Origin of the sequence: Streptomyces sp. NBC_01716 (genome assembly GCF_036248275.1) — a bacterium.
Taxonomy (GTDB): domain Bacteria; phylum Actinomycetota; class Actinomycetes; order Streptomycetales; family Streptomycetaceae; genus Streptomyces.
This window is the reverse complement of record NZ_CP109181.1, coordinates 2386636-2413255: the sequence shown is the minus strand read 5'-3', so window position 1 is coordinate 2413255 and position 26620 is coordinate 2386636. Positions and strand designations below refer to the sequence as shown.

22 protein-coding genes and 1 pseudogene are annotated in these 26620 nt (G+C 70.7%); 19 read left to right on the top strand and 4 right to left on the bottom strand.

All coding sequences use genetic code 11. The features are described 5' to 3' along the window. Positions 1-25 precede the first annotated feature (25 nt). Positions 26-862 carry a bifunctional hydroxymethylpyrimidine kinase/phosphomethylpyrimidine kinase gene (thiD, locus tag OIE74_RS10245; protein ID WP_329381008.1) on the top strand — a complete coding sequence of 279 codons (837 nt, stop codon included), beginning with the start codon at positions 26-28 and terminating at the stop codon, positions 860-862. Positions 863-1005: 143 nt separating this feature from the next. Here the strand turns inward: thiD and rpmB are convergent, their stop codons facing one another. Next, positions 1006-1191, bottom strand: coding sequence for a 50S ribosomal protein L28 (rpmB, locus tag OIE74_RS10240; RefSeq protein ID WP_003957616.1), 186 nt, complete (start codon positions 1189-1191; stop codon positions 1006-1008). 219 nt (positions 1192-1410) lie between these two features. On the opposite strand from rpmB, the gene OIE74_RS10235 reads away from it, so the two are divergent. The 10 genes from OIE74_RS10235 (at position 1411) to mutM (ending at position 11399) form a co-directional block, all read left to right on the top strand. After that, positions 1411-3147, top strand: coding sequence for a DAK2 domain-containing protein (locus tag OIE74_RS10235; protein ID WP_329381005.1), 1737 nt, complete (start codon positions 1411-1413; stop codon positions 3145-3147). Positions 3148-3277: 130 nt separating this feature from the next. Then, positions 3278-3604 carry a cupin gene (locus OIE74_RS10230; protein ID WP_329381003.1) on the top strand — a complete coding sequence of 109 codons (327 nt, stop codon included), beginning with the start codon at positions 3278-3280 and terminating at the stop codon, positions 3602-3604. A gap of 107 nt (positions 3605-3711) precedes the next feature. After that, positions 3712-5907 carry an ATP-dependent DNA helicase RecG gene (recG, locus tag OIE74_RS10225; protein ID WP_329381001.1) on the top strand — a complete coding sequence of 732 codons (2196 nt, stop codon included), beginning with the start codon at positions 3712-3714 and terminating at the stop codon, positions 5905-5907. Between the two features lie 160 nt (positions 5908-6067). Then, positions 6068-6649 carry a 16S rRNA (guanine(966)-N(2))-methyltransferase RsmD gene (gene rsmD / locus OIE74_RS10220; RefSeq protein WP_329380999.1) on the top strand — a complete coding sequence of 194 codons (582 nt, stop codon included), beginning with the start codon at positions 6068-6070 and terminating at the stop codon, positions 6647-6649. 26 nt (positions 6650-6675) lie between these two features. Then, complete coding sequence (gene coaD / locus OIE74_RS10215) at positions 6676-7155, top strand: pantetheine-phosphate adenylyltransferase (protein ID WP_329392238.1); 480 nt, start codon at positions 6676-6678, stop codon at positions 7153-7155. A 123-nt stretch (positions 7156-7278) separates the two neighbouring features. After that, a complete protein-coding gene (locus OIE74_RS10210) occupies positions 7279-8469 on the top strand; it encodes a cell division initiation protein (protein WP_329380997.1) in 1191 nt (396 codons plus the stop codon). A gap of 199 nt (positions 8470-8668) precedes the next feature. Then, complete coding sequence (locus OIE74_RS10205) at positions 8669-9277, top strand: YceD family protein (RefSeq protein ID WP_329380995.1); 609 nt, start codon at positions 8669-8671, stop codon at positions 9275-9277. Positions 9278-9279: 2 nt separating this feature from the next. Continuing rightward, positions 9280-9453, top strand: coding sequence for a 50S ribosomal protein L32 (gene rpmF / locus OIE74_RS10200; protein ID WP_003965982.1), 174 nt, complete (start codon positions 9280-9282; stop codon positions 9451-9453). Between the two features lie 19 nt (positions 9454-9472). Next, positions 9473-10330 (top strand): ribonuclease III, encoded by an 858-nt coding sequence (gene rnc / locus OIE74_RS10195; protein WP_329380993.1) that lies wholly within the window; start codon positions 9473-9475, stop codon positions 10328-10330. A 193-nt stretch (positions 10331-10523) separates the two neighbouring features. Then, positions 10524-11399 carry a bifunctional DNA-formamidopyrimidine glycosylase/DNA-(apurinic or apyrimidinic site) lyase gene (gene mutM / locus OIE74_RS10190; protein ID WP_329380991.1) on the top strand — a complete coding sequence of 292 codons (876 nt, stop codon included), beginning with the start codon at positions 10524-10526 and terminating at the stop codon, positions 11397-11399. A gap of 132 nt (positions 11400-11531) precedes the next feature. On the opposite strand, the gene OIE74_RS10185 is transcribed toward mutM, so the two are convergent. After that, positions 11532-12467 carry a CAP domain-containing protein gene (locus tag OIE74_RS10185; RefSeq protein ID WP_329380988.1) on the bottom strand — a complete coding sequence of 312 codons (936 nt, stop codon included), beginning with the start codon at positions 12465-12467 and terminating at the stop codon, positions 11532-11534. 166 nt (positions 12468-12633) lie between these two features. Here OIE74_RS10185 and OIE74_RS10180 point away from each other — a divergent pair, with 166 nt between their 5' ends. The 5 genes and pseudogenes from OIE74_RS10180 to ftsY all read left to right on the top strand — a co-directional run bounded on the left by OIE74_RS10180 (position 12634) and on the right by ftsY (position 20424). Then, entirely contained in the window at positions 12634-12915 is a 282-nt protein-coding gene (locus tag OIE74_RS10180) for an acylphosphatase (RefSeq protein ID WP_329380986.1), read from the top strand. A 465-nt stretch (positions 12916-13380) separates the two neighbouring features. Then, complete coding sequence (locus OIE74_RS10175; RefSeq protein WP_189105231.1) at positions 13381-13599, top strand: hypothetical protein; 219 nt, start codon at positions 13381-13383, stop codon at positions 13597-13599. Positions 13600-13780: 181 nt separating this feature from the next. Next, the gene (locus OIE74_RS10170) at positions 13781-17575 is read left to right on the top strand and encodes an AAA family ATPase (protein WP_329380983.1); all 3795 of its coding nucleotides are present in this window, start codon (positions 13781-13783) and stop codon (positions 17573-17575) included. Positions 17576-17720: 145 nt separating this feature from the next. Continuing rightward, positions 17721-19124 (top strand): annotated as a pseudogene (locus OIE74_RS10165) (sugar porter family MFS transporter). A gap of 88 nt (positions 19125-19212) precedes the next feature. After that, positions 19213-20424: a signal recognition particle-docking protein FtsY gene (gene ftsY / locus OIE74_RS10160; RefSeq protein ID WP_329380981.1), complete on the top strand. Its 1212-nt coding sequence runs from the start codon at positions 19213-19215 to the stop codon at positions 20422-20424. Positions 20425-20566: 142 nt separating this feature from the next. Here the strand turns inward: ftsY and OIE74_RS10155 are convergent, their stop codons facing one another. Beyond that, positions 20567-21769, bottom strand: a complete 1203-nt coding sequence (locus OIE74_RS10155) for an IS30 family transposase (RefSeq protein ID WP_329380979.1) — start codon at positions 21767-21769, stop codon at positions 20567-20569. A 146-nt stretch (positions 21770-21915) separates the two neighbouring features. Next, on the bottom strand, positions 21916-22575 hold the full coding sequence (locus tag OIE74_RS10150; protein ID WP_329380977.1) for a bifunctional DNA primase/polymerase: 660 nt from the start codon (positions 22573-22575) through the stop codon (positions 21916-21918). A gap of 436 nt (positions 22576-23011) precedes the next feature. Here OIE74_RS10150 and nsdA point away from each other — a divergent pair, with 436 nt between their 5' ends. The 3 genes from nsdA to OIE74_RS10135 all read left to right on the top strand — a co-directional run bounded on the left by nsdA (position 23012) and on the right by OIE74_RS10135 (position 26452). Continuing rightward, positions 23012-24484 carry a transcriptional repressor NsdA gene (nsdA, locus tag OIE74_RS10145; RefSeq protein ID WP_329380975.1) on the top strand — a complete coding sequence of 491 codons (1473 nt, stop codon included), beginning with the start codon at positions 23012-23014 and terminating at the stop codon, positions 24482-24484. Positions 24485-24830: 346 nt separating this feature from the next. Beyond that, on the top strand, positions 24831-26117 hold the full coding sequence (locus OIE74_RS10140; RefSeq protein WP_329380973.1) for an ammonium transporter: 1287 nt from the start codon (positions 24831-24833) through the stop codon (positions 26115-26117). Further along, positions 26114-26452 carry a P-II family nitrogen regulator gene (locus tag OIE74_RS10135; protein ID WP_189105224.1) on the top strand — a complete coding sequence of 113 codons (339 nt, stop codon included), beginning with the start codon at positions 26114-26116 and terminating at the stop codon, positions 26450-26452. The genes OIE74_RS10140 and OIE74_RS10135 overlap by 4 nt, the downstream gene beginning before the upstream one ends. Positions 26453-26620 lie beyond the last annotated feature (168 nt).

Here is a 26620-nt window from a genome sequence, read left to right as displayed (position 1 = left end):
GGACCGGGCCGAGTAGATTCGGGGGATGCCCATATCCTCCGAGCCGGTCGTGCCCTCCGTACCCCCGGGGCCGGGCCGTGCGCCCGCCCGCGTTCTCACCGTCGCCGGGTCCGACTCCGGCGGCGGTGCGGGCATCCAGGCCGACCTCAAGACGATGCTGGCGTTCGGCGTGCACGGCATGAGCGTGCTCACGGCCGTCACGGCGCAGAACTCGCGCGGCGTGCAAGGCGCTTGGGACCTGCCCGTGGAAGCGGTACGGGCCCAGTACCGCAGCGTCGTGGACGACATCGGAGTCCAGGCCGTCAAGACCGGCATGCTCTCGTCGGCGGCGCTGGTGGAGACCGTCGCCGAACTCCTCGCGGAGACCGACGCCCCCGTGGTCGTCGATCCGGTCGGGGTCTCCAAGCACGGAGACTCGCTGCTCGCGGACTCGGCGCTGGACTCCGTACGGAAGAAGCTGCTGCCGACGGCGACCGTCGCGACGCCGAACCTCGACGAGGTGGCGCAGCTGACCGGTGTGGAGGTGCGGGACGAGGACGGGATGCGGCGCGCGGCGGGCGCCGTGCTCACCTTCGGGCCGCGCTGGGCGCTGATCAAGGGCGGGCATCTGCCGGGGGACGCCGTGGATCTGCTGACGGACGGCAGCGAGGAGCACTGGCTGCGCGCGCCGCGCCACGACAACCGGCATACGCACGGGACGGGCTGCACGCTCGCCTCGGCGATCGCGGCGGGGCTGGGGACGGGGCAGGGGGTCCTGGATGCCGTCGTCGCCGCGAAGAGGTACGTGACGGGCGCGATCGCCGCCGGCTTCCCGCTGGGCGGCGGCATCGGCCCCGTGGACCACGCCTGGCGCTTCCGCTGACGGCCGGTACCTGCTGCGTGCCGGCGTTGTCCGGCGGGCCAACTACCCGAACACGGTGCGGCAGTTGGGCACGACAAAAAGCCGGTCCACCGAGGTGGACCGGCTTTCAAGGCAACCGCAGGGGCTGCGCCACGACGAGAACGTCAGCGCGAGACCTTGCCGGCCTTGATGCACGAGGTGCAGACGTTGAGCCGCTTCGGCGTCCGACCGACCACGGCACGCACGCGCTGGATGTTCGGGTTCCAGCGACGGGACGTACGGCGGTGCGAGTGCGAAATGTTGTTGCCGAAGCCCGGCCCCTTGCCGCAGACGTCGCAGTTGGCAGCCACGGGTCACTCCAAAGACTTCAGATGCACTTACGGTGAATTCCGGCGCGACAGAATCTTTGACCGATGTCGGCTGCGCCGGGGGAGATGGCCCGACTCTCGCCGGGCAACCGGAGAAGCATACAACGCCCTGTCCGGTTGAACGAAACTACCATGTCCGCACCCACCCTCGTCCCGCCCCCCTTCCCACCTGCCACTACGGTGCGGGCGGACTACTCTGCGGTGCAGTTCGCAGCCCAGGCCGCCAAGGAGGACCCCCAGGTGCCGCACATCCTCGACGCCGCAGCGGTGCGTACCTGGTGCTCGCTGGCGCTGGACGCCCTGGGCCGGGACCGCGAGGAGATCGACGCGATCAACGTCTATCCGGTCGCCGACGGGGACACCGGCACCAATCTCTATCTGACCGTGGAGTCCGCGGCGCAGGCCGTCGAGGCCGTCTTCGACGCGCACGCGACGGGGACGTCCGTACCGGACCTCCCCGACACCGTACGGGCCATGGCGCACGGGGCGCTGATCGGCGCCCGGGGCAACTCCGGGACGATCCTCGCGCAACTGCTGCGCGGCATGGCGGAGGTCCTCGGCGAAGCCCGGAAAGAGACCGCGGACGGGGCCACCACCCGGGCCGACGGGGCGGCCGAAGGCGGCGGCGACCAGCTGGCGAGGGCGCTGCGCAGGGCGGCGCAGCTGGCGCGCGAGGCCGTCGCGCATCCGGTCGAGGGCACGATCCTCACGGTGGCGTCAGCGGCGGCGGACGCCGCGGCGCGAGCAGGGGACGACGGTGCGGGAGACGCCCGTGACGACGCGGACCGGGACGGTGCGGCCGTCCACGCCGCCTACGCCGGGGCCCGCATTGCGCTCGACGCGACTCCCGGACAGCTGGCCGTCCTCGGCCGCGCCGGTGTCGTCGATGCCGGCGGACGGGGCCTGCTCGCCGTCCTCGCCGCACTCGTCGAGGCCGTCACCGGCGACGCCCCGTCCCTCGGCGCACCGGCCGCACGGCCGCACGAACTGCCCGCCGTCGTGGAGTCCTGCGGGGCCGACGACGGCCCCGTCGGCCCCGCCTTCGAGGTGATCTACCTCCTGGAGACGGACGAGGCGGGTATCGCCCGGCTCCGCCGCCGCCTCGACGCGCTCGGTGACTCCCTCGTCGTCGGCGGCGGCGACGGGCTGTGGAACGTCCACGTGCACGTGGACGACGCGGGCGCCGCCGTGGAGGCCGGCGTCGAGGCGGGACGCCCGTACCGGATCCGCATCACGCACTTCGGCGCAGCCGCCGCCGGGCACCGCCGGGAGCGGGCGCAGCGCGCCGTGGTGGCCGTGGTCCCGGGCGAGGGCCTGGCCGGGCTGTGTGCCGAGGCGGGAGCCACGACGGTGCTGGCGCGCCCGGGGGAGCCGCCGGCCAGCGGCGAGCTGGTCGACGCCATCCGGCGTGCCCACGCGCATGAGGTGGTGCTCCTGCCGAACGACACGGAACTGCGCCACACCGCCGCCGCTGCCGCCGAGCAGGCCCGCGCCGAAGGCATCCGGGTTGCCCTCATCCCGACCAGGGCGGCCGTTCAGGGCATCGCGGCGCTCGCCGTGCACGAGCCCGACCGCCGCTTCGACGAGGACGTGGTGGCCATGACGTCGGCGGCCGGCGCCACCCGCTACGCCGAACTGGCCGTCGCCGAGCGGCAGTCCTGGACCACGGCGGGCATCTGCCAGGCCGGCGACCTGCTCGGGCTGATCGACGGCGACGTCGCGGTGATCGGCGCCGAACTCGCCTCCACCGCCGAGGCCGTGCTGAACCGGATGCTGTCGGCGGGCGGCGAACTGGTCACCCTCGTTCTCGGTGAGGACGTGCCGGACGCCCTCGCGGAGCGCCTGGAACGCCACGTACGGGACGGACACCTGGCCGTCGACACGGTCGTCTACCGAGGCGGCCGTCAGTCGGTGCCGCTGCTGATCGGCGTCGAATAGGCGCGGAGCACGGCCGTACGCGCGTACGGCCCGCCTCGGCCACGGCTTGCACGGGGCGCGGTACCTGTGACGATGGTGGGTAAGCGGCTCATGACAGACGCGCGCACCGCCCGAGGTGAGAGGCCCAGCGATGGACGACCTGACCCTGATCGCCCGCAACCAGCTCGACGACGCGCGCGCCAGCGCCCACGGGCGCAGCGCGCACCTCTTCCTGCACGACGGACCGCTGCGGCAGACCGTCATCGCGCTGACCTCCGGCTCGGCCCTCGACGAGCACAACGCGCCCCCGGCGGCCAGCCTTCAGGTGCTGCACGGCCGCGTACGGCTGACGAAGAAGTCGGGCGACCAGGACATGATCGCCGGACAGGTGGGCCCGATCCCGCACGAGCGCCACGGCCTGACGGCCCTGGAGGACTGCGCCGTCCTGCTCACCGCGGTCACCGAGGTCCGGCGGTGAGCCGCTGAACCGGCCCGGACCTCCGTCTGCCCGACCGATCCGCATGACCCGCCTCCGACCTGGAGTTGTCCACAGGTGCGCGACGGATGTCAGTGATGTGGTGTGCAATGGATCGTGTGTCCGCGCTGGATGAATCCCTCAAGAAGACGCTCGGTCCCGCCACCGCGAAGGTGATGGCCGAGCAACTCGACCTGCACACGGTCGGTGATCTGCTGCACCACTACCCGAGGCGGTACGAGGAGCGGGGCCAGCTCACCCGCCTCGCCGACCTCCCGCTGGACGAGGACGTCACGGTCGTCGCCCAGGTCGCCGACTCCCGCGTCCTGAAGTTCAACGGCGGCCGGGGCCAGCGGCTGGAGATCACCCTCACCGACGGCAGCGGCCGGCTCCAGCTGGTCTTCTTCGGCCGGGGTATCCACAAGCCGCACAAGGACCTGCTGCCCGGCAGCCGCGGCATGTTCGCGGGCAAGGTCTCGATGTTCAACCGGAAGCTCCAGCTCGCCCATCCCACGTATGTGCCGCTGGGCAGGGACAGCGGAGACGAGGCCGTGGACGACTTCGCGGGCAAGCTGATCCCGATCTATCCGGCCTGCAAGGGCTTGGAGTCCTGGAAGATCACCAAGGCCCTCGACGCGGTGCTGCCGAGGGCCACCGAGGCCGTCGACCCGCTGCCGCCCTCGCTCCGCGAGGGACGCGGTTTCGTCACGCTCCCCGAAGCCCTGCTGAAGATCCACCGGCCCGACAGCAAGGCCGATGTCGCCGAGGCCAGGGACCGGCTCAAGTGGGACGAGGCGTTCGTGCTCCAGGTCGCCCTCGCCCGGCGCCGGCACGCGGACGCAGGGCTCCCGGCGGTGTCGCGGAAACCGGTGGCCGGGGGCCTGCTCGACGCCTTCGACGCCAAGCTGCCCTTCACCCTCACCGAGGGCCAGACGAAGGTCACCCGCGAGATCTTCGACGACCTGGCGACCGAGCACCCCATGCACCGCCTCCTTCAGGGCGAGGTCGGCTCCGGCAAGACGATGGTGGCGCTGCGCGCGATGCTCACGGTGGTGGACGCGGGCGGCCAGGCGGCGATGCTCGCCCCGACCGAGGTTCTCGCCCAGCAGCACCACCGTTCGATCACCGAGATGATGGGAGAGCTCGCCGAGGGAGGCATGCTCGGCGGCGCGGAGACCGCCACCAAGGTGGTGCTGCTCACGGGCTCCATGGGCGCAGCGGCGCGCCGTCACGCACTGCTGGATCTGGCCACCGGCGAGGCGGGGATCGTGATCGGCACGCACGCGCTGATCGAGGACAAGGTGCGGTTCCACGACCTCGGTCTGGTCGTCGTGGACGAGCAGCACCGGTTCGGGGTCGAGCAGCGCGACGCGCTGCGCTCCAAAGGAAAGCAGCCGCCGCATCTGCTGGTCATGACGGCGACGCCCATTCCCCGTACGGTCGCGATGACCGTCTTCGGAGACCTGGAGACGTCCGTGCTGGACCAGCTGCCCGCCGGCCGCTCCCCGATCGCCTCGCACGTCGTCCCCGCCCAGGACAAGCCGCACTTCCTGGCCCGCGCCTGGGAGCGGGTGCGCGAGGAGGTCGGCAAGGGTCACCAGGCGTACGTCGTCTGCCCCCGGATCGGTGACGGCGAGGACGAGCCCAGGAAGAAGGCCGCGGCGAAGGCGGCCGAGGCGGACGGGGACAAGCGTCCGCCGCTGGCCGTGCTGGACATCGCGAAGCAGCTCGCCGGCGGACCGCTGACCGGCCTCCGTACCGAGGTGCTGCACGGCCGTATGCAGCCCGATGACAAGGACGACGTGATGCGCCGCTTCACGGCGGGCGAGGTGGACGTCCTGGTCGCGACCACCGTCATCGAGGTCGGCGTCAACGTCCCCAACGCCACCGCGATGGTGATCATGGACGCGGACCGGTTCGGCGTCTCGCAGCTGCACCAGCTGCGCGGGCGGGTGGGCCGAGGCTCCGCCCCGGGGCTCTGCCTCCTGGTCTCGGAGATGCCGGAGGCGAGCCCCGCGCGGGCCCGTCTCGGCGCGGTCGCCTCCACCCTCGACGGCTTCGAGCTCTCCCGTATCGACCTCGAACAGCGCCGCGAGGGCGATGTCCTCGGCCAGGCCCAGTCCGGTGTCCGCTCCTCGCTGCGGATGCTCGCCGTCATCGAGGACGAGGAGGTCATCGCCGCGGCCAGGGAGGAGGCCGTCGCCGTGGTCGCCGAGGACCCGGAGCTCAACACCTTCCCGGAGCTGCGTACGGCCCTGGACGCCCTGCTGGACACGGAGCGGGAGCAGTATCTCGACAAGGGCTGAGCGGGCCGTACAGCCCCGCCCAGCGGCCCCGGCGCCGCTCCCGGCGGCCACCGTGTCCGTTCCCGGCGGGCCGTGCCCCGGGTGACGCCATATCGTGGGTGGCGACGCACGGGCGGCCCGCGGCCGCTCCGGCACTCCACGAACCGAGGACCCGACACCCATGACCCGCGTGATCGCCGGTGCCGCCGGCGGACGCCGTCTCGCCGTCCCCCCGGGCAACGGCACCCGCCCCACCTCCGACCGAGCGCGCGAAGGTCTCTTCTCCACCTGGGAGGCGCTGCTCGGCACCTTCGACGGTCTCCGTGTCGCCGACTTGTACGCCGGCTCCGGCGCCGTCGGCCTGGAAGCCCTCTCGCGCGGCGCCGCGCACACCCTCCTTGTGGAGGCGGACGCGCGGGCGGCCCGCACCGTCCGGGACAACGTCCGCGCGCTCGGACTGCCGGGCGCCGAGGTCCGTACGGGCAAAGCCGAGCAGATCGTGACAGGACCGCCCCCCGGGGCCCCGTACGACATCGTCTTCCTCGACCCGCCGTACGCCGTCACCGATGACGATCTTCGCGAGATCCTCCTCACACTCCGCTCCGAGGGCTGGCTCAATGACGAAGCCGTCGCCACCGTGGAGCGCAGCACCAGAGGTGGGGAGTTCACCTGGCCGAAGGGGTTCGAACCGTTGCGGGCACGCCGCTACGGCGAAGGAACCCTTTGGTACGGTCGCGCCGCCGCACCCGAAGACGCCCGATGACCGGACCGGAGAGCGAGGGAATTCAGTTGCGCCGCGCCGTCTGTCCGGGGTCCTTCGACCCCATCACCAATGGTCACCTCGACATCATTGGCCGTGCCTCCAAGTTGTACGACGTCGTACACGTCGCCGTGATGATCAACCAGTCCAAGAAGGGCCTGTTCGGCGTCGACGAACGGATCGATCTGATCCGCCAGGTCACCGCCGAATTCGGCAACGTCGAGGTGGAGGCCTTCCACGGCCTCCTCGTCGACTTCTGCAAGCAGCGCGACATCCCCGCCATCGTCAAGGGCCTGCGCGCCGTCAGCGACTTCGACTACGAGTTGCAGATGGCCCAGATGAACAACGGCCTGTCCGGCGTCGAGACCCTCTTCGTGCCGACCAACCCCATCTACAGTTTCCTCTCCTCCTCGCTCGTCAAAGAGGTCGCGACCTGGGGCGGAGACGTGTCCCATCTGCTGCCTCCGCTCGTGCACGAGGCACTGACCGAGCGCCTCGGAAACAAGTGAGGGACGGGGCGGCGGACCGGGTCCGCGACTGACGGCCCATCATCTGGTGTCGGGCGCGCGCCGAGTGGCCGTACAGTCGTTGCGTCCGTCTCCAACCCGGCTGTAGAGAGTGGCGAGCACACGGTGGACGTGCAGAAGAAGCTCGACGAGATCGTCGACACGGTGGGGAACGCCCGTTCCATGCCCATGTCGGCCTCCTGCGTGGTCAACCGCGGCGAACTGCTCGCGCTGCTCGACGAAGTACGCGAGGCCCTGCCAGGCTCCCTCGCCCAGGCCCAGGAACTGCTCGGCGGCCACGAGCAGCTCTCCGAGCAGGCCCGCCAGGAGGCCGAGCGCATCGTCCAGGCGGCCCACGCGGAGCGGTCCACGCTGATCTCCGAGACCGTGATCGCCCGCACAGCCCAGGAAGAGGCGGACCGTATTCTCGCCGAGGCCCGCAGGGACGCGGAGGAGATCCGCGCCGAGGCCGACGACTACGTGGACTCCAAGCTCGCGAACTTCGAGGTCGTGCTCAACAAGACCATCGGCTCCGTGGACCGTGGCCGCGAGAAGCTGCTCGGCCGCGGCCCGGGGCTGGACGAGGAGGGGTACGCCGACGAGGACGCCCCTGAGTACAGCGCCGACCCCGACACCCTGATCCGCCGCGCGGACGACTATGTCGACGCCAAACTCGGCGCCTTCGAGGCCGTCCTCTCCAAGACCCTCGACGCGGTCGGCCGCGGCCGGCAGAAGCTGCACGGCCGGGTCGCCACCGACGACCTGGGTCTGCACATGGCGGAGCAGGACGCGGCGGGGCACCTGGGGCACACCAGCGACGCGGACTATCTGTCCGGTCTCGCCGAGGTGTCGGGGCAGCAGCCGCCGCAGAGCGCCGGAGCCCCCGCGCACCAGGTCCCGGAGCAGCCGGTCCAGATCCCGATCCCGGCGCAGGCGCAGGCCCCGCAGCAGTACGCCGACCCCGCCGCCGCCCCGCAGCAGTACGCGGACGCGGCCTACGGCGGCTACCAGCAGCAGGACGCGTACGCCTACCAGCAGCAGGACCCGTACGCGTACCAGCAGGCCCAGCAGCAGCCGGTCTACGACCCCGCGGCATACGACCCGAACTACAGCCAGGGCTACGGGCAGAACTACGACCAGGCGGCGCAGGGCTGGCAGCAGCACCCCGACGCCCAGGCGCAGCAGCAGCCGCAGTCGCAGCCTCAGCTGCCCCAGCAGCAGCCGCAGGACCCGCAGGGCGCCCTCGACGAGACCAGCCTCTTCGACACCAGCATGATCGACATGGAGCAGCTGCGCCGGTACGAGCAGGGCCGCTGAACCCGCGCGGCGCCCCGTACGCCCCCGGGCCCCGCGTCCGACCGGATTGGGCCAACGGCGGCCCGTCAAGTATCCTGGCTCTTCGGTCGCGTGATGTCCGCGATCCGGCCGCCCCCTCGTCAAGCGACCCGGCGGCCCACCCCACGACTCGAAAGCAGGAGCAGCCCTGAACGCCCGCCTCGACCACCGCGACCCCTTCGTGTTCGACACACACGAGCTGGGTCGGCGTCCCGGCGCGCTCAAGCGGCTGACCCGCTCCGCGGCGGCGCCCAAGGACTTCGGCATCGACGGCGTTATCGGAGTGCCGGAAGGCGCGCCGATCGAGCTCAGGATGCGGCTGGAGTCGGTCATGGAGGGCGTGCTCGTCACGGGCACCGCCCGTGCGACCGCCGAGGGGGAGTGCGTAAGGTGTCTGGAGCCGGTGCGCCAGGACGTGGCAGCGGATTTCCAGGAGATGTTCTCGTACCCTGACGCCGACGACCGGGGCCGCAGCAAGCAGGCGGAACCGGCCGACGACGCCGAGGACGACGAGGACAGGTTCTTCATCGAGGACGGGCTGCTCGACCTCGAACCTGTGCTGCGTGATGCGGTGGTGCTCGCACTGCCGATGCAGCCGGTGTGCCGGGAGACCTGTGCCGGCCTGTGCTCCGAGTGCGGAATCAGGCTGGACGAGAACCCGGACCATCACCACGACGCCGTCGACATCCGGTGGGCGTCACTGCAAGGACTCGCCGAAACCATCAAGGACGGCGAGAAGGACAACATGGACGGCGCCGACCCGGGTGCCGACGAGAAGCAGGAGAAGTAGCCGTGGCTGTTCCGAAGCGGAAGATGTCGCGCAGCAACACGCGCCACCGCCGGTCGCAGTGGAAGGCTGCGGTCCCCACCCTGGTTTCGTGTGAGCGTTGCCAGGAGCCGAAGCTCCAGCACATCGCGTGCCCGAGTTGCGGCACCTACAACAAGCGCCAGGTCCTCGAGGTCTGAGCGGCTGGTGAGAGGCTCGATGTCTGAACTGTCCAGTGCCAAGAAGGCAGACAACGTCAGCACAGCCTCGTCCCACACGCTTCTGGAAGGGCGGCTCGGCTACCAGCTGGAGTCCGCCCTTCTGGTACGTGCGCTGACCCATCGCTCGTTCGCGTACGAGAACGGCGGTCTGCCCACCAACGAACGGCTCGAATTCCTCGGGGATTCGGTGCTCGGTCTGGTGGTCACCGACACGCTGTACCGCATCCACCCCGACCTGCCCGAAGGCCAACTGGCCAAGTTGCGGGCCGCGGTGGTCAACTCGCGTGCGCTGGCGCAAGTGGGGCGCGGCCTCGAACTCGGCTCCTTCATCCGGCTCGGCCGTGGTGAAGAGGGCACGGGAGGCAGGGACAAGGCGTCCATCCTCGCCGACACCCTTGAAGCGGTGATCGGCGCGGTCTATCTCGATCAGGGCCTCGACGCGGCGTCCGAGCTGGTGCACCGGCTCTTCGACCCGCTCATCGAGAAGTCCTCGAACCTCGGTGCCGGTCTGGACTGGAAGACCAGTCTGCAGGAACTGACCGCGGCGGAGAGTCTCGGCGTACCCGAGTATCTCGTCACGGAGACCGGCCCGGACCACGAGAAGACCTTCACCGCTGCCGCCCGCGTCGGTGGTGTCTCGTACGGCACCGGCACCGGCCGCAGCAAGAAGGAAGCGGAACAGCAGGCCGCGGAGACCGCGTGGCGGTCCATCCGGGCCGACGCGGACGAACGGGCCGCGGCGGAGAAGGCGGCCGTCGGTACCGAGGCCGCGGCCGGTGCCGGCGTCGTTTCTGAAGAGGCCGCCGACACCTCTTCGGCGACGGCTTCGGAATCCGCCGACGCGGCCAAGTCCTGACCCTGGGCTGAGCTGTTACGTTCCCTTCCCGGTGCGCCCCTTGTGTCGATACGGCACGAGGGGCGCAGCTCGTGTCCGCGCCGCCCGGCCGTCCCCAACTCCTGAACTCCTGTCGGCGTTCCCAACTCCCGCCCCGTGTTCGGCCAGTTGCTCCCGAAGCCGCCGGACTCACCGTCCCCACTGAAGGAGCATCGTGCCCGAGCTGCCCGAGGTCGAAGTCGTACGGCGCGGACTCGAACGCTGGGTCGCGGGGCGGACGGTGGCCGACACGCAGGTGCTGCATCCCCGCGCCGTACGGCGCCATGTGGCCGGCGGCGAGGACTTCGCCGCCCGCCTGAAGGGGCACCGTGTCGGAGTCGCCCGCCGCCGCGGCAAGTACCTCTGGCTGCCGCTCGCCGACACGGACTCCTCGGTCCTGGGGCACCTCGGCATGAGCGGCCAGCTGCTCGTCCAGCCGGAGTCCGCCCAGGACGAGAAGCACCTCCGGATCCGGATCCGCTTCGAGGACGACCTCGGCACCGAACTCCGCTTCGTCGACCAGCGCACCTTCGGCGGACTCTCGCTGCACGACAACACCCCCGACGGACTGCCGGACGTCATCGCGCACATCGCACGCGATCCGCTCGACCCGGAGTTCGACGACGCCGCCTTCTACGCCGCGCTGCGGCTGCGCCGTACGACGATCAAGCGCGCGCTGCTCGACCAGTCCCTCATCAGCGGCGTCGGCAACATCTACGCGGACGAGGCGCTGTGGCGCGCCAAGCTCCACTACGACCGGCCGACGGCCTCGCTGCCCCGTCCCCGCTCGGTCGAACTGCTCGGCCACGTACGGGATGTGCTGCACGCCGCGCTCGCGGACGGCGGCACCAGCTTCGACAGCCTCTATGTCAACGTGAACGGCGAGTCCGGCTACTTCGGCCGGTCGCTGGACGTGTACGGCCGCGAGGGCGAACCGTGCCGCCGCTGCGGCACCTTGATCCGCCGCCGCCCCTGGATGAACCGGTCGAGCTACTTCTGCCCCCGCTGCCAGCGCCCGCCCCGTGCCCGCCCGCCCCGCCTCGCCCCGTAACGCCGCCCCGCGGTCCGGTCCCGTGCCGCCGCGCGGGCCCCGGACATGGACGAGGCCCGCGACGTCGTACTGTCGCGGGCCTCGCTCGGTCGTGCGCGTGCACGGGGCGGCGCGGACGCCACCGCCGGTGGCTCAGAAGCCGAAGTCCTGCGTCCACCACGGGCCGCCGTCGGCGAAGTGCGCGCCGATGCCGATGGTCTTGTAGTCGCAGTTCAGGATGTTCTCCCGGTGGCCCTCACTGGCCATCCAGGACGCCATGACCGCCTGCGCGTCGGCCTGGCCCCGGGCTATGTTCTCGCCGCCCAGGTTCTTCACGCCCGCCTGGTCGGCGCGGTCCCAGGGAGTGTCGCCGTCGGGGTCGGTGTGGTCGAAGTAGCCCCGGTCGGCCATGTCCTTGCTGAACGCCTCGGCGAGACCGTTCAGAGCCTTGTCGGCGCGCAGCGGCCGGCAGCCGACCTTCGCCCGCTCCTCGTTGACCAGAGCGAGGACTTCCGCCTCGGCGCCGGACGGGGCGGTGCTGGACGGCTGCGGGGTCTGCGGCGGCGTGGTGACGCGGTCCCTGGTCTTCTCGGGCGCCGGCGCGCTGCTCGCCGGCTTGGTGCTCGCCTTCTCGCTCCGGCTCCGCGTGGGGTCGCTCTCGGGCTTCTGCGGGGTCTTCGCCGGCTTCGACGGGCTCGCGGAGGCGGACGGCTTGTCCGGCGTCGTCGATGCGGACTTCGACGGCTGCTTCGCCCCGTCGTCGCCGGTGCTCGGCGACGCGGGGGCCTCGGCGGTCGGCTCGGCGGTCGAGCCCCCCTGCTGCTGGAGCTCGGGCGCGCCCGCGGTGCGGACCTGCTCGCCCGGCAGATTGCCACCGCCGACGGTGTACTGCTCCCCGCCGGGCAGCAGCCCGGATGCCACGGCTACGGCGCCCATGGCCATCGCGGCGGAGGCACCGAGCAGCCCGGTGCGTACGGGAGCACCGATTCCCTTCTTCCGGCCTCGGCCCGCGCCCCGGTGCCGACCTGCCGCACCGGCCGCGTGGTCCTCAGCGGCGGGTGCGCCGGCCGAGCGACTATGGCGTCCCATCTGCTGCGCCTTCCTCGATGTACTCAGGTGCGCGTGATTGCTCCCGCACCGCTCGCAACGACAATGCGTTTCACCCATTCGAGTGACCCTCATTGCGACGGGACTGTACGCCAAGCGGGGTGGGTGCGAAGTGCTCAGTGCCGTATTCGCCCATTAGCTTGCACGCATGAACGAAGACGTACGGATCACCGTCTGGGTGCGCGGTCGAGTACAGGGAGTTGGCTTCCGCTGGTTCACCAGGGCAAACGCTCTGGAGATCGGGGACCTCAGGGGGTTCGCGCTGAATCTGGACGACGGCAGGGTGCAGATCGTCGCGGAGGGATCACGTGATAATTGCCACCGTTTGCTGCAGTGGCTGCGTTCCGACGACACGCCCGGCCGTGTTGACGGAGTCACTGAGATTTGGGGCACACCGCGCGGCGGATACGACACCTTCGCCGTCCGGTGAGCACGGCCGGCTGCGCGACGCTCCGAGAGAGCCCGAACGATCTTGACCATTCCTGGTCGATCTTGAACGGGTCGAGGTATGCCGAGATCCCGACAGCCGAGGCGGGGTCCGGCCTGCCCGTATGCCTCCGGCACATGCTTTTGGCGGGAATCCACCGATGGTTGCCAAGAAGCGGGGTCCCATGTCAAGCTGCCGCGTTAACAATGATCTCCACGCCCCCCGGGGCCGCAGGAGAGGCGGCGTCGCACCAGGTGCGGACGCTCGCCCCTGGGCCGTCCGGCGATGACGGGCTGTGATCGTGTTGACCGTCAAACTTTTTGGTGAGACTCTGGAAGCCCCGCGCACCTTGGCTGTTTGGCAGTGAAAAACACAGTGCGGAAGAACCTCTGCCAGCAGTGCGGGTGCGGAAATCCCTCACGACCCACACCGCTTCGGTCGGTCACTCAGTGTGGAGGCCCATCCATCATGGCAAAGGCGCTTCTCGGTTACGTCGGCGGTTCTGACCCGCGACTCCTCGCCGAGATGCGACGGCTTCAGCAGCGCGTCCAGGACCTCGAATCCGAGCTCGTACGGATTCAGTCCGAGAACGACGCGTTGAGCGCTGCCGCCGCACAGCACCATGGCGATTCGCCGTTCGACGGCATCGACATCGATGTACCCCAGGCGGAGCCGGCGCTCACCTGACAGCAGCCCCCGTCGGGGTCAGGTGAGAAACCCTCTCGCAAGAACATGCAAGGGACGCTTCGGCGTCCCTTCTTTCTTTCCCCCTCGCCCCCCGTAACCGGTTCTTCTCACGTCTGATGTGCCCTGCTCATTCAGCGGTGAAACCGCGTTGGGTGATGTGAGGCAGGTAGAGTCCGGCGGCGTGCACCTCAAGGCCATGACCCTGCGTGGGTTCAAATCCTTCGCCTCCGCCACGACGCTGCGGTTCGAGCCGGGCATCACGTGCGTCGTGGGTCCGAACGGCTCGGGCAAGTCCAATGTCGTGGATGCGCTTTCCTGGGTCATGGGGGAGCAGGGGGCCAAGTCGCTGCGCGGCGGCAAGATGGAAGACGTGATCTTCGCCGGGACGACCGGCCGGCCGCCGCTCGGGCGCGCCGAGGTCTCCCTCACCATCGACAATTCCGACGGTGCTCTGCCCATCGACTACGCCGAAGTCACCATTACACGGATCATGTTCCGCAACGGCGGCAGCGAATACCAGCTCAACGGCGACACCTGCCGGCTGCTCGACATCCAGGAACTGCTTTCCGACTCCGGTATCGGCCGCGAGATGCACGTCATCGTCGGCCAGGGGCAACTCGATTCCGTCCTGCACGCGGATCCAATGGGACGCCGGGCATTCATCGAAGAGGCCGCGGGCGTCCTGAAGCACCGCAAGCGCAAGGAGAAGGCGCTGCGGAAGCTGGACGCGATGCAGGCCAACCTCGCGCGCGTGCAGGACCTCACGGACGAACTGCGGCGACAGCTCAAGCCGTTGGGGCGACAGGCCGCTGTGGCGCGGCGTGCCGCCGTCATCCAGGCGGACCTGCGCGACGCCCGGCTGCGCCTGCTCGCCGACGACCTCGTGAAGCTGCGTGACGCCCTCCGTACGGAGGTTGCCGACGAGGCGGCGCTCAAGCAGCGCAAGGAGGAGGCGGAACTCCGGCTCAGGAACGCGCTGGCACGCGAGGCGGAGCTGGAGGAGGAGGTACGGCGGCTGGCGCCGAGGCTCCAGCGCGCGCAGCAGACCTGGTACGAGCTCTCCCAGCTGGCCGAGCGGGTACGGGGCACGATCTCGCTGGCCGACGCCCGCGTGAAGAGCGCCACCGCCACGCCTGAGGACGAGCGGCGCGGGCGCGACCCGGAGGACATGGAGCGGGAGGCCGCCCGCATCCGTGAGCAGGAGGCGGAGCTGGAGGCCGCGCTCGAAGCCGCGGAGCGCGCGCTGGAGGACACTGTCGCGCACCGTTCCGACCTTGAGCGCGAGCTGGTGGGGGAGGAGCGCCGTCTCAAGGACGTGGCGCGGGCCATCGCCGACCGGCGCGAGGGGCTCGCCCGGTTGAACGGGCAGGTGAACGCCGCACGCAGCCGTGCCGCGTCGGCGCAGGCCGAGATCGGCCGCCTCGCCGAGGCCCGCGACGGGGCGCAGGAGCGCGCCGTCGCCGCGCAGGAGGAGTACGAGCAGCTCAAGGCCGAGGTCGACGGCCTGGACGCCGACGACCAGGAACTGGGCGAGCGGCACGACGAGGCGAAGCGGGCGCTGGCCGAGGCGGAGCGCGCGCTGACGGCGGCGCGCGAGGCGGCCACCGCCGCCGAGCGCGAGCGCGCGGCTCTCTCCGCCCGTCACGACGCGCTCGCCCTGGGGCTGCGCCGTAAGGACGGCAGCGGCGCGCTGCTCGGCGCGCGCGACCGCATCGCCGGCGTGCTGGGCCCCGCCGCCGAACTGCTCACCGTCACACCGGGCTTCGAGGTCCCGGTGGCCGCGGCGCTCGGCGCGGCGGCGGACGCGATCGCGGTGACCGACGCGACGACCGCGGCGGACGCCATCCGTCTCCTCCGTAAAGAGGACGCGGGGCGGGCCTCCCTGTTGCTGGGCGGCGAACCGCCCGCGCGGTCGGCCGCCGTACCGGGACAGACCACGGAGCCGGACGGACCCGGCGACGGGGCCCCGGCCGACGGAATCGGCTCCGGTACGGTGCCGGGCCTGCCCGGACAGGCCGGGGCCGGGACACGGGGCGGCGACGCCGCCCCGTCCGGAGCCGTACCCGGGCAGGCGGACGGGGCGCGCGACGTACCGGGCCTCACCGACGGCGGCGGCGCCCACGGGGCGGCCCACGCCCGCCCCGCACACGCCGCCGCCACCGTCACCGACCTGGCCGTCCCCCGCGTCGCCGACCTCGTACGGGGCCCCGACGCGCTCATGAGCGCCGTACGGCGGCTCGTCCAGGACATGGTCGTCGTCGGCACCCTTCAGGAGGCCGAGGAGCTTGTCGTCGCCCACCCCGCACTGACCGCCGTCACGGCGGAGGGTGACCTCCTCGGCGCCCACTTCGCCTACGGCGGCTCCGCCGGGGCGCCCAGCCTGCTGGAGGTGCAGGCATCGGTCGACGAGGCGGCGGCCGAGCTGGCCAAGTTGGCGGTACGGTGCGAGGAGTTGGCCGACGCGCAGCGCCGGGCGACCGGCCGCCGTACCGAATGCGCCGCGCTCGTCGAGGAGTTGGGGGAGCGGCGCCGGGCGGCCGACCGCGAGAAGTCCGCCGTTTCCGGCCAGTTGGGGCGGCTCGCCGGCCAGGCCCGGGGCGCCGCGGGCGAGGCCGAGCGGACCTCGGCCGCCGCCGCCAAGGCCCAGGACGCCCTGGACCGGGCCGCGGAGGAGGCGGAGGTGCTCGCGGAGCGCCTGCTCGTCGCCGAGGAGGCGCCCGCCGAGGAGGAGCCGGACACCTCCGTACGGGACCGGCTCGCCGCCGACGGGGCCAACGCACGGCAGACCGAGATGGAGGCGCGGCTCCAGGTCCGTACCCACGAGGAGCGCGTCAAAGGACTCGCAGGCCGCGCGGACTCGCTCGACCGAGGCGCCCGCGCCGAGCGCGAGGCGCGGGCCCGCGCCGAACAGCGGCGGGCCAGACTCCGCCACGAGGCCGCCGTCGCCGACGCCGTCGCCTCCGGCGCCCGGCAACTGCTGGCGCACGTCGAGGTGTCCGTCGTGCGCGCCGACGAGGAACGTACGGCGGCCGAGACGGCGAAGGCGGGCCGCGAACGGGAACTCGTCGCGGAGCGCAACCAAGGGCGGGACCTCAAGAGCGAACTCGACAAGCTCACCGACTCGGTGCACCGTGGCGAGGTCCTGGGCGCCGAGAAGCGCATGAGGATCGAGCAGTTGGAGGCGAAGGCCCTTGAGGAGCTGGGCGTCGAGCCGGCCGGGCTGATCGCCGAGTACGGCCCGGACCAGCTCGTACCGCCGTCCCTGCCCGCCGAGGGCGAGGAGTTGCCGGAGGACCCCGAGGACCCGCGCAACCAGCCCCGGCGGTACGTACGGGGCGAGCAGGAGAAGCGGCTCCGGTCTGCCGAGAGGGCGTATCAGCAACTCGGGAAGGTGAATCCGCTCGCCCTGGAGGAGTTCGCGGCGCTGGAGGAGCGGCACAAGTTCCTCTCCGAGCAGCTCGAAGACCTCAAGAAGACCCGCGCCGATCTGCTCCAGGTCGTCAAGGAGGTCGACGAGCGGGTCGAGCAGGTCTTCACCGAGGCGTACCGGGACACCGCCGTTCAGTTCGAGGGAGTCTTCTCGCGGCTCTTCCCCGGGGGCGAGGGGCGCCTCATCCTTACGGATCCCGACAACATGCTCACCAGTGGTGTGGACGTCGAGGCCCGGCCGCCCGGCAAGAAGGTCAAGCGGCTCTCCCTGCTGTCGGGCGGCGAGCGGTCGCTGACCGCCGTGGCGCTGCTGGTGTCGATCTTCAAGGCGAGGCCGAGCCCGTTCTACGTGATGGACGAGGTCGAGGCCGCGCTGGACGACACCAACCTCCAGCGGCTGATTCGGATCATGCAGGAACTCCAGGAGAGTTCGCAGCTGATCGTGATCACCCATCAGAAGCGCACGATGGAGGTCGCCGACGCGCTGTACGGCGTCTCCATGCAGGGTGACGGCGTCTCCAAGGTGATCAGCCAGCGCCTGCGCTGAAGGCGCTCACCGCCGACGCGGGCGACCCTGCCGCCCCCCCCGAACGGCCCAGGGCGGGCGGTGGACGGGGCGGTGCCGTGCCCCACTGGGAGAACTTCGCACCCAGGCCCGGCGTGCCCGCTCCGGGGCGGCGACAGGAGCACATGTGACGAGTACCGCCCAGTCGCCGCGGCCCGGGGGTGAACCGCCCCTTCCGGAGCACCTCGGCCATGTCGTCTTCATCACGGCGTCCGCCGCCATGGGTGGCTTTCTCTTCGGCTACGACAGCTCCGTCATCAACGGCGCCGTCCAGGCCATCAGGGGCCGCTACGACGTCGGCTCCGGTGAACTGGCCCAGGTGATCGCCGCCGCGCTGATCGGCTCCGCCATCGGCGCCGCGACGGCGGGCCGGATCGCCGACCGGATCGGCCGTATCCACTGCATGCGATCTCGTCCGTGGTGTTCACCGTCAGCGCCGTCGGCTCGGCGCTGCCGTTCGCGCTCCGGGACCTCGCCATGTGGCGGGTCATCGGCGGGTTCGCCATCGGTATGGCCTCCGCCATCGGCCCCGCGTACATCGCGGCCGGCTCACCTCGTTCCAGCAGGCGGCGATCGTTCTCGGCATCGCCGTCTCGCAGCTGGTGAACTACGGCATCCTGAACATCGCCGACGGTGATCAGCGGGCCGAGATCGGCGGCCTGGAAGCCTGGCAGTGGATGTTCGGCGTGATGGTCGTCCCGGCGATCACCTCTGGTACGGAGTGCTCTCCTTCGCGATCCCCGAGTCGCCCCGCTACCTGATCTCCGTCGGCAGGAGCGAAGCGGCCAGGGATGTGCTCGCCGAGGTCGAGGACAAGAGCGTCGACCTGGACGCGCGGGTCCGGGAGATCGAGCGCAACCTCCGTAAGGAGCACAAGCCGACGTTCAAGGACCTGCTCGGCAGGGTGGGCTTCCTGCCGGTCGTCTGGATCGGCATCGGCCTCTCCGCGCTCCAGCAGCTCGTCGGCATCAACGTGATCTTCTACTACAGCGCGTCCCTGTGGCAGTCCGTCGGCATCGACCCCACCAGCTCGTTCCTCTATTCGTTCACCTCCTCGATCGTCAACATCATCGGCACCGTCATCGCGATGATCTTCGTCGACCGGATCGGCCGCCGGCCGCTCCTGCTGATCGGCTCCGCCAGCATGACGGCGTCGCTCGGACTGGCGGCCTGGGCGTTCTCGTACAAGAGCGGCAGTGGCACCGACATCTTCATCCCCAACACGCAGGGCACGGTGGCGCTCGCCGCCGCCCACTCCTTCGTGCTCTTCTTCGCGCTGTCCTGGGGCGTCGTCGTCCGGGTGCTGCTCGGTGAGATGTTCCCCGGCAGGATCCGGGCCGCCGCGCTGGGTGTGGCCGCGTCGGCGCAGTGGATCGCCAACTGGGCCGTCACCGCCTCGTTCCCGACCCTGTCCGACTGGGATCTCTCGGGCGCGTACGTGATCTACTCGGCCTTCGCGCTGCTCTCGATCCTCTCCGTCCTGAAGTGGGTTCCCGAGACCAAGGGCAAGGCGCTGGAGGAGATGGGCTGACCAGCCCCGTTCCAGGGATCGCGCGCCCCGTCGGGGCCCGGACTCTCCCCACCGCCCCATGGCGGCCGTCGCCTGCGAAGATGACGTGGTGGACATCGTCATTCTTGCCGTAGTCATCGCCCTGGTCGTCGTCGGCGTGATCAGCGGGTTCGTGGTCACCAGCCGCAGGAAGAAGCAGCTGCCGCCCAAGGCACCGTCGAGCACGCCGACCATCACGACCCCGCCCGCCGAGCCGCACGTCGGTGACGAGGCGGGGCCGCCGCGGGAGGAACCCCGCCGCACCATCGAGGAGGTGGGCCTCCCCGAGGCGACCGCGACGCCGCCCGCCGTCGAGGACCCCGTCGTGGCCGCCCCGCCTGTGGCGATCGAGGTCCCGGAACCGTCCGCGGGCCGTCTGGTCCGACTGCGGTCCCGGCTCGCCCGCTCGCAGAACACCCTCGGCAAGGGGCTCCTCACGCTGCTCTCGCGTGAGCACCTCGACGAGGAGACGTGGGAGGAGATCGAGGACACCCTGCTCACCGCCGACGTCGGCGTGGCACCCACGCACGAGCTGGTGGAGCGGCTGCGCGAGCGGGTCAGGGTGCTCGGTACGCGTACGCCCGAGGAACTGCGCTCGCTGCTGCGCGAGGAACTGCTCGCGCTCCTGCGTACGGACTTCGACCGCGCCGTGAAGACCGAGAGCGGTCTGGACACCCCGGGTGTCGTGATGGTCGTCGGCGTCAACGGCACCGGCAAGACCACGACGACGGGCAAGCTGGCGCGGGTGCTGGTGGCCGACGGCAGGTCGGTCGTGCTCGGCGCCGCCGACACCTTCCGCGCCGCGGCCGCCGATCAGCTCCAGACGTGGGGCGAGCGCGTGGGCGCGCGTACGGTGCGCGGCCCCGAGGGCGGCGACCCCGCGTCGATCGCCTTCGACGCGGTCAAGGAGGGCATCGCCGAGGGGGCCGACGTCGTCCTGATCGACACGGCGGGGCGTCTGCACACCAAGACCGGGCTGATGGACGAGCTCGGCAAGGTCAAGCGCGTGGTGGAGAAGCACGGTCCGCTGGATGAGGTGCTGCTGGTCCTGGACGCGACGACGGGGCAGAACGGCCTCGTACAGGCGCGGGTGTTCGCCGAGGTCGTGGACATCACCGGCATCGTGCTGACCAAGCTGGACGGCACGGCCAAGGGCGGCATCGTGATCGCGGTTCAGCGTGAACTGGGTGTGCCGGTCAAGCTGATCGGGCTGGGCGAGGGGCCTGACGACCTGGCGCCGTTCGAGCCCGAGGCGTTCGTCGACGCGCTGATCGACGGCTGACGGGCGCGCCGTCTGCGCGTCGGCTGACAGCCGCCGTACGGGGCGCGTACGGGGCGCCGTACGCACGGTAGGCACCGTACGAGGAAAGGGCCCTCCCGCGTGGGCGGTTTCTAGGGGTCGTCGCAACAGGTGGTCGTGTTGATCAGGCCGCGATGAGTTTATGCAGGCGTTCGGCTGGGGTTTCCCAGTCGAGCGTTTTGCGTGGGCGGCCGTTGAGCTGGGCGGTGACGGCGTCGAGGTGCTCGCGGCTGTGGACGGCCAGGTCGGTGCCCTTGGGAAAGTACTGCCGCAGCAGACCGTTCGTGTTCTCGTTCGGGCCGCGCTGCCAGGGACTGCCCGGATCACAGAAGTAGACGGGGACGTCCGTGGCGGTGCTGAACGAGCGGTGTTCGGCCGTCTCGGAGCCCTGGTCCCAGGTCAGAGACCGCTTGAGGTGGGCGGGTAGTCGCTGCACGGTCTCCTGGAGGGCGTCGCGGACCTGCTCGGCGCCCCGGCCGTCAGGCAGGTGCAGGAGCATCACGCAGCGGGTGGCACGCTCGACCAGGGTGCCGATCGCGGACGCGCTGTCCTTGCCGGTGATCAGGTCGCCTTCCCAGTGGCCGGGCACCGCCCGGTCCCCGGCTTCGGCCGGGCGGTCGCTGATCATGACCATCGGCTCGGTGAAGCGGGGCCGGCGGGAGTTGGCCTGACGGTGGGCACGTCCACTGCGCAGGGCGCCGGCCAGCTCTCGCCGTAGCTCTCCGCGTCCTTGGACGTAGAGGGCCTGGTAGACGGTTTCGTGGACCACGTGCATCTCCGGCCGGTCGGGGAACTGCCTGCGCAGAGCCTGGCAGATCTGCTCAGGGCTCCACCGCTCGTCCAGGCCCGCCTGTATCGCGTCCCGCAGCTCGGGGTTCTGTCCGATCTTCCCGGGCCTGGGGCGGGGCCGGCGGGCATCGGCGCGGGCCTGGGCCGCGTGCGGCCGGTACTGCCCGTTTCCGGGGTGGCGGTTGCGGCGGACTTCACGGCCGACCGTCGACGGGCTGCGGCCCAGCTCCGCTGCTATCGCGCGGATCGTGGCCTTCTCCCGCAGGCGGTCGGCGATATGGATGCGGTCGGCCTCGCGCAAGTACCGCGAGCACACGGAAGGCGGCTCCACCGCGTTGATCGGTGGAGCCGCCTTCCTGCCGCCGGACGGGTTGCGTCCGTATCGCCGGCGTTTCCCGGTCCGCCGGTTGATCCCGACGATCCGGCACGCCTCCGTGTTGCTCACGCCCTGCTCCATGAGCCGGGAGTATGCCTCCCGCTCACGAGTGAGTTTCTTACGTCCCTGCGGCTGCCGGTCCTCGCGAATCTCGAAGTCCATCCCACCCCTTGAACTGGGGTGTTGCAACGACCGCTAGAACCCAAGGTGTGCGCATGCGGTGGGGCCCTTCGTACGGAGGCGACGGGGCGGGGCCGGCGGGGATGCCGGACGGCGGGGGTGGACGACGGGGGTGGCGGACTGCGGGGTCAGTCGCCGACGGGCGAGCGGTGGCAGACGTACGCCAGTGTCCCGAGCAGCAGCCGCGCCTGTGGCGGGTCCGCCGCGGTGTCCAGGACCGGTGCCCGGAGCCAGCGGACGGGCCCGAGGCCGCCGAGGTCGGACGGCGGGGCGGTGACATGGGCGCCCGCGCCCAGACAGCGCAGATCGAGACCGGCGTCGTCCCAGCCCATCCGGTAGAGGAGTTCGGGCAGTTCGGCCGCGCCGCCCGGAGCGACGAAGAAGTGCGCGCGCCCCGTGGGGGTCGCGGCGACGGGGCCCAGCGGCAGCCCCATCCGCTCCAGCCTGATCAGCGCGCGGCGGCCCGCCGGTTCGGCGACGTCGATGACGTCGAAGGTGCGCCCCACGGGCAGCAGAACGGCCGCCCCCGGCGTCTCGGACCAGGCCTTGGCGGCATCGTCCAGCGTGGCGCCCGCGGGGACCTCCAGCGCGTGGTCCAGCGGATGGGCGCCAGGGGCGCGGCATCCGTCGGCGCCGCAGGAGCAGCGACCCGCCGCGGCCCGTGCGCCGGGGACGACGTCCCAGCCCCAGAGCCCTGTGTACTCGGCCACCGTCGTGCACTCGATGGCGCGGCCGCGGCGCCGTGAACCGGACCGCATCTCCCGGATTCCGCCGATCGTGAAGCCCATGCCCCCTCCAACGGGTCGAACTCATCGGTAGTTACGACACGGAGTCGCGTGGTGACCCTCCGTCGGCTTCTTGGGGTTCGGCCTCGCCCAGGTGGCGCGGGGTGACACCCGGAGTGGTGTGACCGGCTCCGTGCGCCCCCGTGCGCAACGCTCCACCGGTTCCTGCTCGTCGCTCGTCAAGTGAATCGCGCCCGGCCGCAGGCGAGTTCATTTGAAGGGGTGGCGAATGGTGGCGTTTAGGGAATGGCCCTCGCGGGAGGGGTGATCGTAGGATTACTTTGAGTACACGAACGGTGGGAAGTCGCACGTTCGTGGTTATGCCGCAGGCAACTCGGTTTCCTGTTCGAAGGGGCGAGATCTCCGGACAGACGACCGTAACTCACGGCATTCTGGTAGAAGTTCGCGCGACAGGGCTTCAGTGGATGGGGGCGTTCCAGTGGGCGGCAGCGGCGCAGACGGTACGGCCACCGGCAAGCGCCCGAACGAGCAGTTGAGTTCATGGTTCAGGCGCAGCGGCTGGTCCAAAGGCGAACTCGCGCGCCAAGTCAACCGCAGGGCCCGTCAGATGGGCGCGCACCACATCAGCACCGACACTTCGCGGGTGCGCCGCTGGCTCGACGGCGAGCAGCCGCGGGAGCCCATCCCGCGCATTCTCTCGGAGTTGTTCTCCGAGCGCTTCGGCGCCGTCGTCGCGGTCGAAGACCTCGGACTGCGCTCCGCCCACCAGTCCCCCTCGGTGTCCGGCGTCGATCTGCCCTGGGCGGCGCCCCAGACCATCTCCCTGATCAGCGAGTTCTCACGCAGTGACCTGATGCTGGCCCGGCGCGGCTTCCTCGGGACGTCGCTCGCGCTCGCCGCCGGCCCCGCCCTCATCGAGCCGATGCAACGCTGGCTGGTGCCCACCTCGCCGGCCGAGCAGGACGACGCCGGGCCCCCGGGGGCGCGCCGCCACTCCCGGCTCTCCATGCCGGAGTTGGAGCTCCTGGAGTCCACCACGGTGATGTTCCGTCAGTGGGACGCGCAGTGCGGCGGCGGTCTGCGCCGCAAGGCGGTCGTGGGCCAGCTCCACGAGGTGACGGACCTTCTTCAGGAGCCGCAGTCCGACAGCACCGCGCGGCGGCTCTTCAGGTGCGCGGCCGAACTGGCCGAGCTGGCGGGCTGGATGAGCTACGACGTGGGTCTCCAGCCCAACGCCCAGAAGTACTTCGTGCTCGCCCTGCACGCCGCCAAGGAGGCGGGGGACAAGGCCCTCGGGTCGTACATCCTCTCCTCGATGAGCCGTCAGATGATCCATGTCGGCCGCCCCGACGACGCGTTGGAGCTCATCCATCTCGCCCAGTACGGCAGCAGGGACTGCGCCACGGCCCGTACGCAGTCGATGCTGTACGCGATGGAGGCGCGGGCCTACGCGAACATAGGGCAGCCGGGCAAGTGCAAGCGGGCGGTGCGCATGGCGGAGAACACCTTCGCCGACGCGGGCGACGACGGCGAGCCGGAGCCCGACTGGATCCGCTTCTTCTCCGAGGCCGAGCTCAACGGCGAGAACGCGCACTCCTATCGGGACCTCGCCTATGTGGCAGGGCGCAGCCCGACGTACGCCTCGCTCGCCGAGCCCGTCATGGAGCGCGCCGTCCAGCTCTTCGAGAAGGACGAGGAGCATCAGCGGTCGTACGCGCTGAACCTCGTCGGAATGGCCACGGTCCACCTTCTTAAGAGGGAGCCCGAGCGGTCGACCCCTCTTATCAAGGAGGCGCTCGGCATCGCCAGGAAAGTGCGCTCCGAGCGCGTCAGCACCCGATTGCGCAGAACGGTTTCCGCGGCCACCCGGGACTTCGGTGAGCTCTCCGAGATCAGCCAGCTCACCGAGCAGCTCACGGAAGAACTCCCGGAGTCCGCGGAAGCGGTCTGAACGCACCGTCGAGGGCGCGGCGAAAGCCTGTGCGCTTTCCCTCGGAGTCCCCCGTTCCCTCCGCGTACCCCGCGCCTCCGGCCGCGGCAGTCGCCCGTACAGCCGACACCGCTTCCCCGCGCCACGTCACACGGGTGACTGTCGGCGCCGGATTCTGCCATCACCGCACCTCGCGACACGGCAGTTCATCCAGGCGTAACATGCCGGTCGACTTCGTCACTGTCGCGAAACATCGGGCGGCATCGACCGAAATCACCCCACGTCAATCTCCTCACCACCAGTCGGCCCAGAGAAGTAAGAGCATCCGCACCGGGCCGTATTTCCCACCCACGAGGAGACGCCGGCCTTGAATGGCGCAGATACCGCATTCGTATTGATCAGTGCCGCGCTCGTCATGTTGATGACGCCCGGCCTGGCCTTCTTCTACGGCGGCATGGTCCGGGTGAAAAGCGCCCTGAACATGCTCATCATGTCCTTCATCTCTCTCGGCATCGTCAGCTTGCTGTGGGTGCTGTACGGGTACTCGCTCACCTTCGGTGACGACATCGGTGCAGGACTGCTCGGCAACTTCGACCACATCGGTCTGAAGGGCATCAACGCCGAGACGCTCACGGGCGGCACCGAGGGAATCCCCGTCTACGCCTTCGCCCTCTTCCAGCTGATGTTCGCCGTACTTACCCCGGCGCTCATGAGCGGCGCCCTCGCCGACCGCGTCAAATTCACCGCCTGGTCCCTGTTCATCGCCCTGTGGGTCACCGTCGTGTACTTCCCGGTCGCGCACTGGGTGTGGCAGGCCGACGGCTGGCTCTTCAAGCTGGAAGTGATCGACTTCGCCGGTGGTACGGCGGTCCACATCAACGCCGGTATCGGAGCACTCGCCGCGGTCCTTGTCGTCGGCAAGCGCATCGGCTTCAAGAAGGACCCGATGCGGCCGCACAGCCTGCCGCTGGTGGTCCTCGGCGCCGCGCTGCTGTGGTTCGGCTGGTTCGGCTTCAACGCCGGCTCCGCACTCGCCGCCAACGGCACGGCCGCCATGATGGCCTTCAACACGCAGATCGCCACCGGCGCGGCCATGCTCGGCTGGCTCATCTACGAGCGCATCAGGCACGGCGCGTTCACCACACTCGGCGCGGCCTCAGGAGCCGTCGCCGGTCTCGTGGCGATCACCCCGTCCGGCGCGCACGTCAACCCGTTCGGCGCGCTGCTCATCGGCGTCGTCGCCGGAGCGGCCTGCTCGTGGGCCGTCAGCCTCAAGTACAAGCTGGGCTACGACGACTCGCTCGACGTGGTCGGCGTCCACCTCGTCGGCGGCGTCATCGGCACCCTGCTCGTCGGTGTCCTCGCCATCGACGGCGTCGGCGGGGCCTCGCAGCTCGGCAAGCAGGCGATCGGTGCCTTCTCGGTGATGGGCTACTCCTTCGTCGTCTCCTGGATCCTCGCCAAGATCGTCGATGTCACCATCGGCTTCCGGGCCTCCGAGGACGACGAGACCAGCGGTGTGGACATGGCATTCCACGCGGAATCCGCCTATGACTTCAGCGCGGTGGGAGGCTCGCCCTCCAGCCGAAGCAGTGCGACCGCTACGGACAAGGACCTCGGCGCCGCGGCGCGGAACAAGAAGGTGGACGTATGAAGCTCATCACCGCAGTCGTCAAGCCACACCGACTGGACGAGATCAAGGAGGCACTCCAGGCCTTCGGCGTCCACGGGCTGACGGTCACGGAAGCCAGCGGTTACGGCCGGCAGCGCGGCCACACCGAGGTCTACCGGGGCGCGGAGTACACCGTCGACCTCGTGCCGAAGATCCGCATCGAGGTGCTGGTCGAGGACGGTGACGCCGAGCAGCTCATCGAGGTGGTCGTGAAGGCCGCCAGGACGGGCAAGATCGGCGACGGCAAGGTGTGGAGTGTGCCGGTGGACACGGCGGTCCGGGTACGTACGGGGGAACGCGGCCCGGACGCCCTCTGACCCCGGATCCGGTCCGATCCAGGTCCGATGCCGGCGCGTGCTCGGTGAGCGGGCACGCTCCGGCGCCGGGCGCACTCCGTCGAGGAGCGCGCCCGGCGCCGTCGGCGTTCCGGGGACGGAGCGCGGAGCCGGCGCCCAACTCGTGACGACGTCGCGCGAGTTGTGAAC

Bases quoted from the DNA above. Each gene is read 5' to 3' on its own strand.
- thiD (WP_329381008.1), top strand. From the start codon at position 26: ATGCCCATATCCTCCGAGCCGGTCGTGCCCTCCGTACCCCCGGGGCCG.
- OIE74_RS10185 (WP_329380988.1), bottom strand. From the start codon at position 12,467: ATGGGACGCCATAGTCGCTCGGCCGGCGCACCCGCCGCTGAGGACCAC.
- OIE74_RS10230 (WP_329381003.1), top strand. From the start codon at position 3,278: ATGGACGACCTGACCCTGATCGCCCGCAACCAGCTCGACGACGCGCGC.
- OIE74_RS10180 (WP_329380986.1), top strand. From the start codon at position 12,634: ATGAACGAAGACGTACGGATCACCGTCTGGGTGCGCGGTCGAGTACAG.
- OIE74_RS10150 (WP_329380977.1), bottom strand. From the start codon at position 22,575: ATGGGCTTCACGATCGGCGGAATCCGGGAGATGCGGTCCGGTTCACGG.
- OIE74_RS10155 (WP_329380979.1), bottom strand. From the start codon at position 21,769: ATGGACTTCGAGATTCGCGAGGACCGGCAGCCGCAGGGACGTAAGAAA.
- rnc (WP_329380993.1), top strand. From the start codon at position 9,473: ATGTCTGAACTGTCCAGTGCCAAGAAGGCAGACAACGTCAGCACAGCC.
- OIE74_RS10135 (WP_189105224.1), top strand. From the start codon at position 26,114: ATGAAGCTCATCACCGCAGTCGTCAAGCCACACCGACTGGACGAGATC.
- recG (WP_329381001.1), top strand. From the start codon at position 3,712: ATGGATCGTGTGTCCGCGCTGGATGAATCCCTCAAGAAGACGCTCGGT.
- rsmD (WP_329380999.1), top strand. From the start codon at position 6,068: ATGACCCGCGTGATCGCCGGTGCCGCCGGCGGACGCCGTCTCGCCGTC.
- OIE74_RS10175 (WP_189105231.1), top strand. From the start codon at position 13,381: ATGGCAAAGGCGCTTCTCGGTTACGTCGGCGGTTCTGACCCGCGACTC.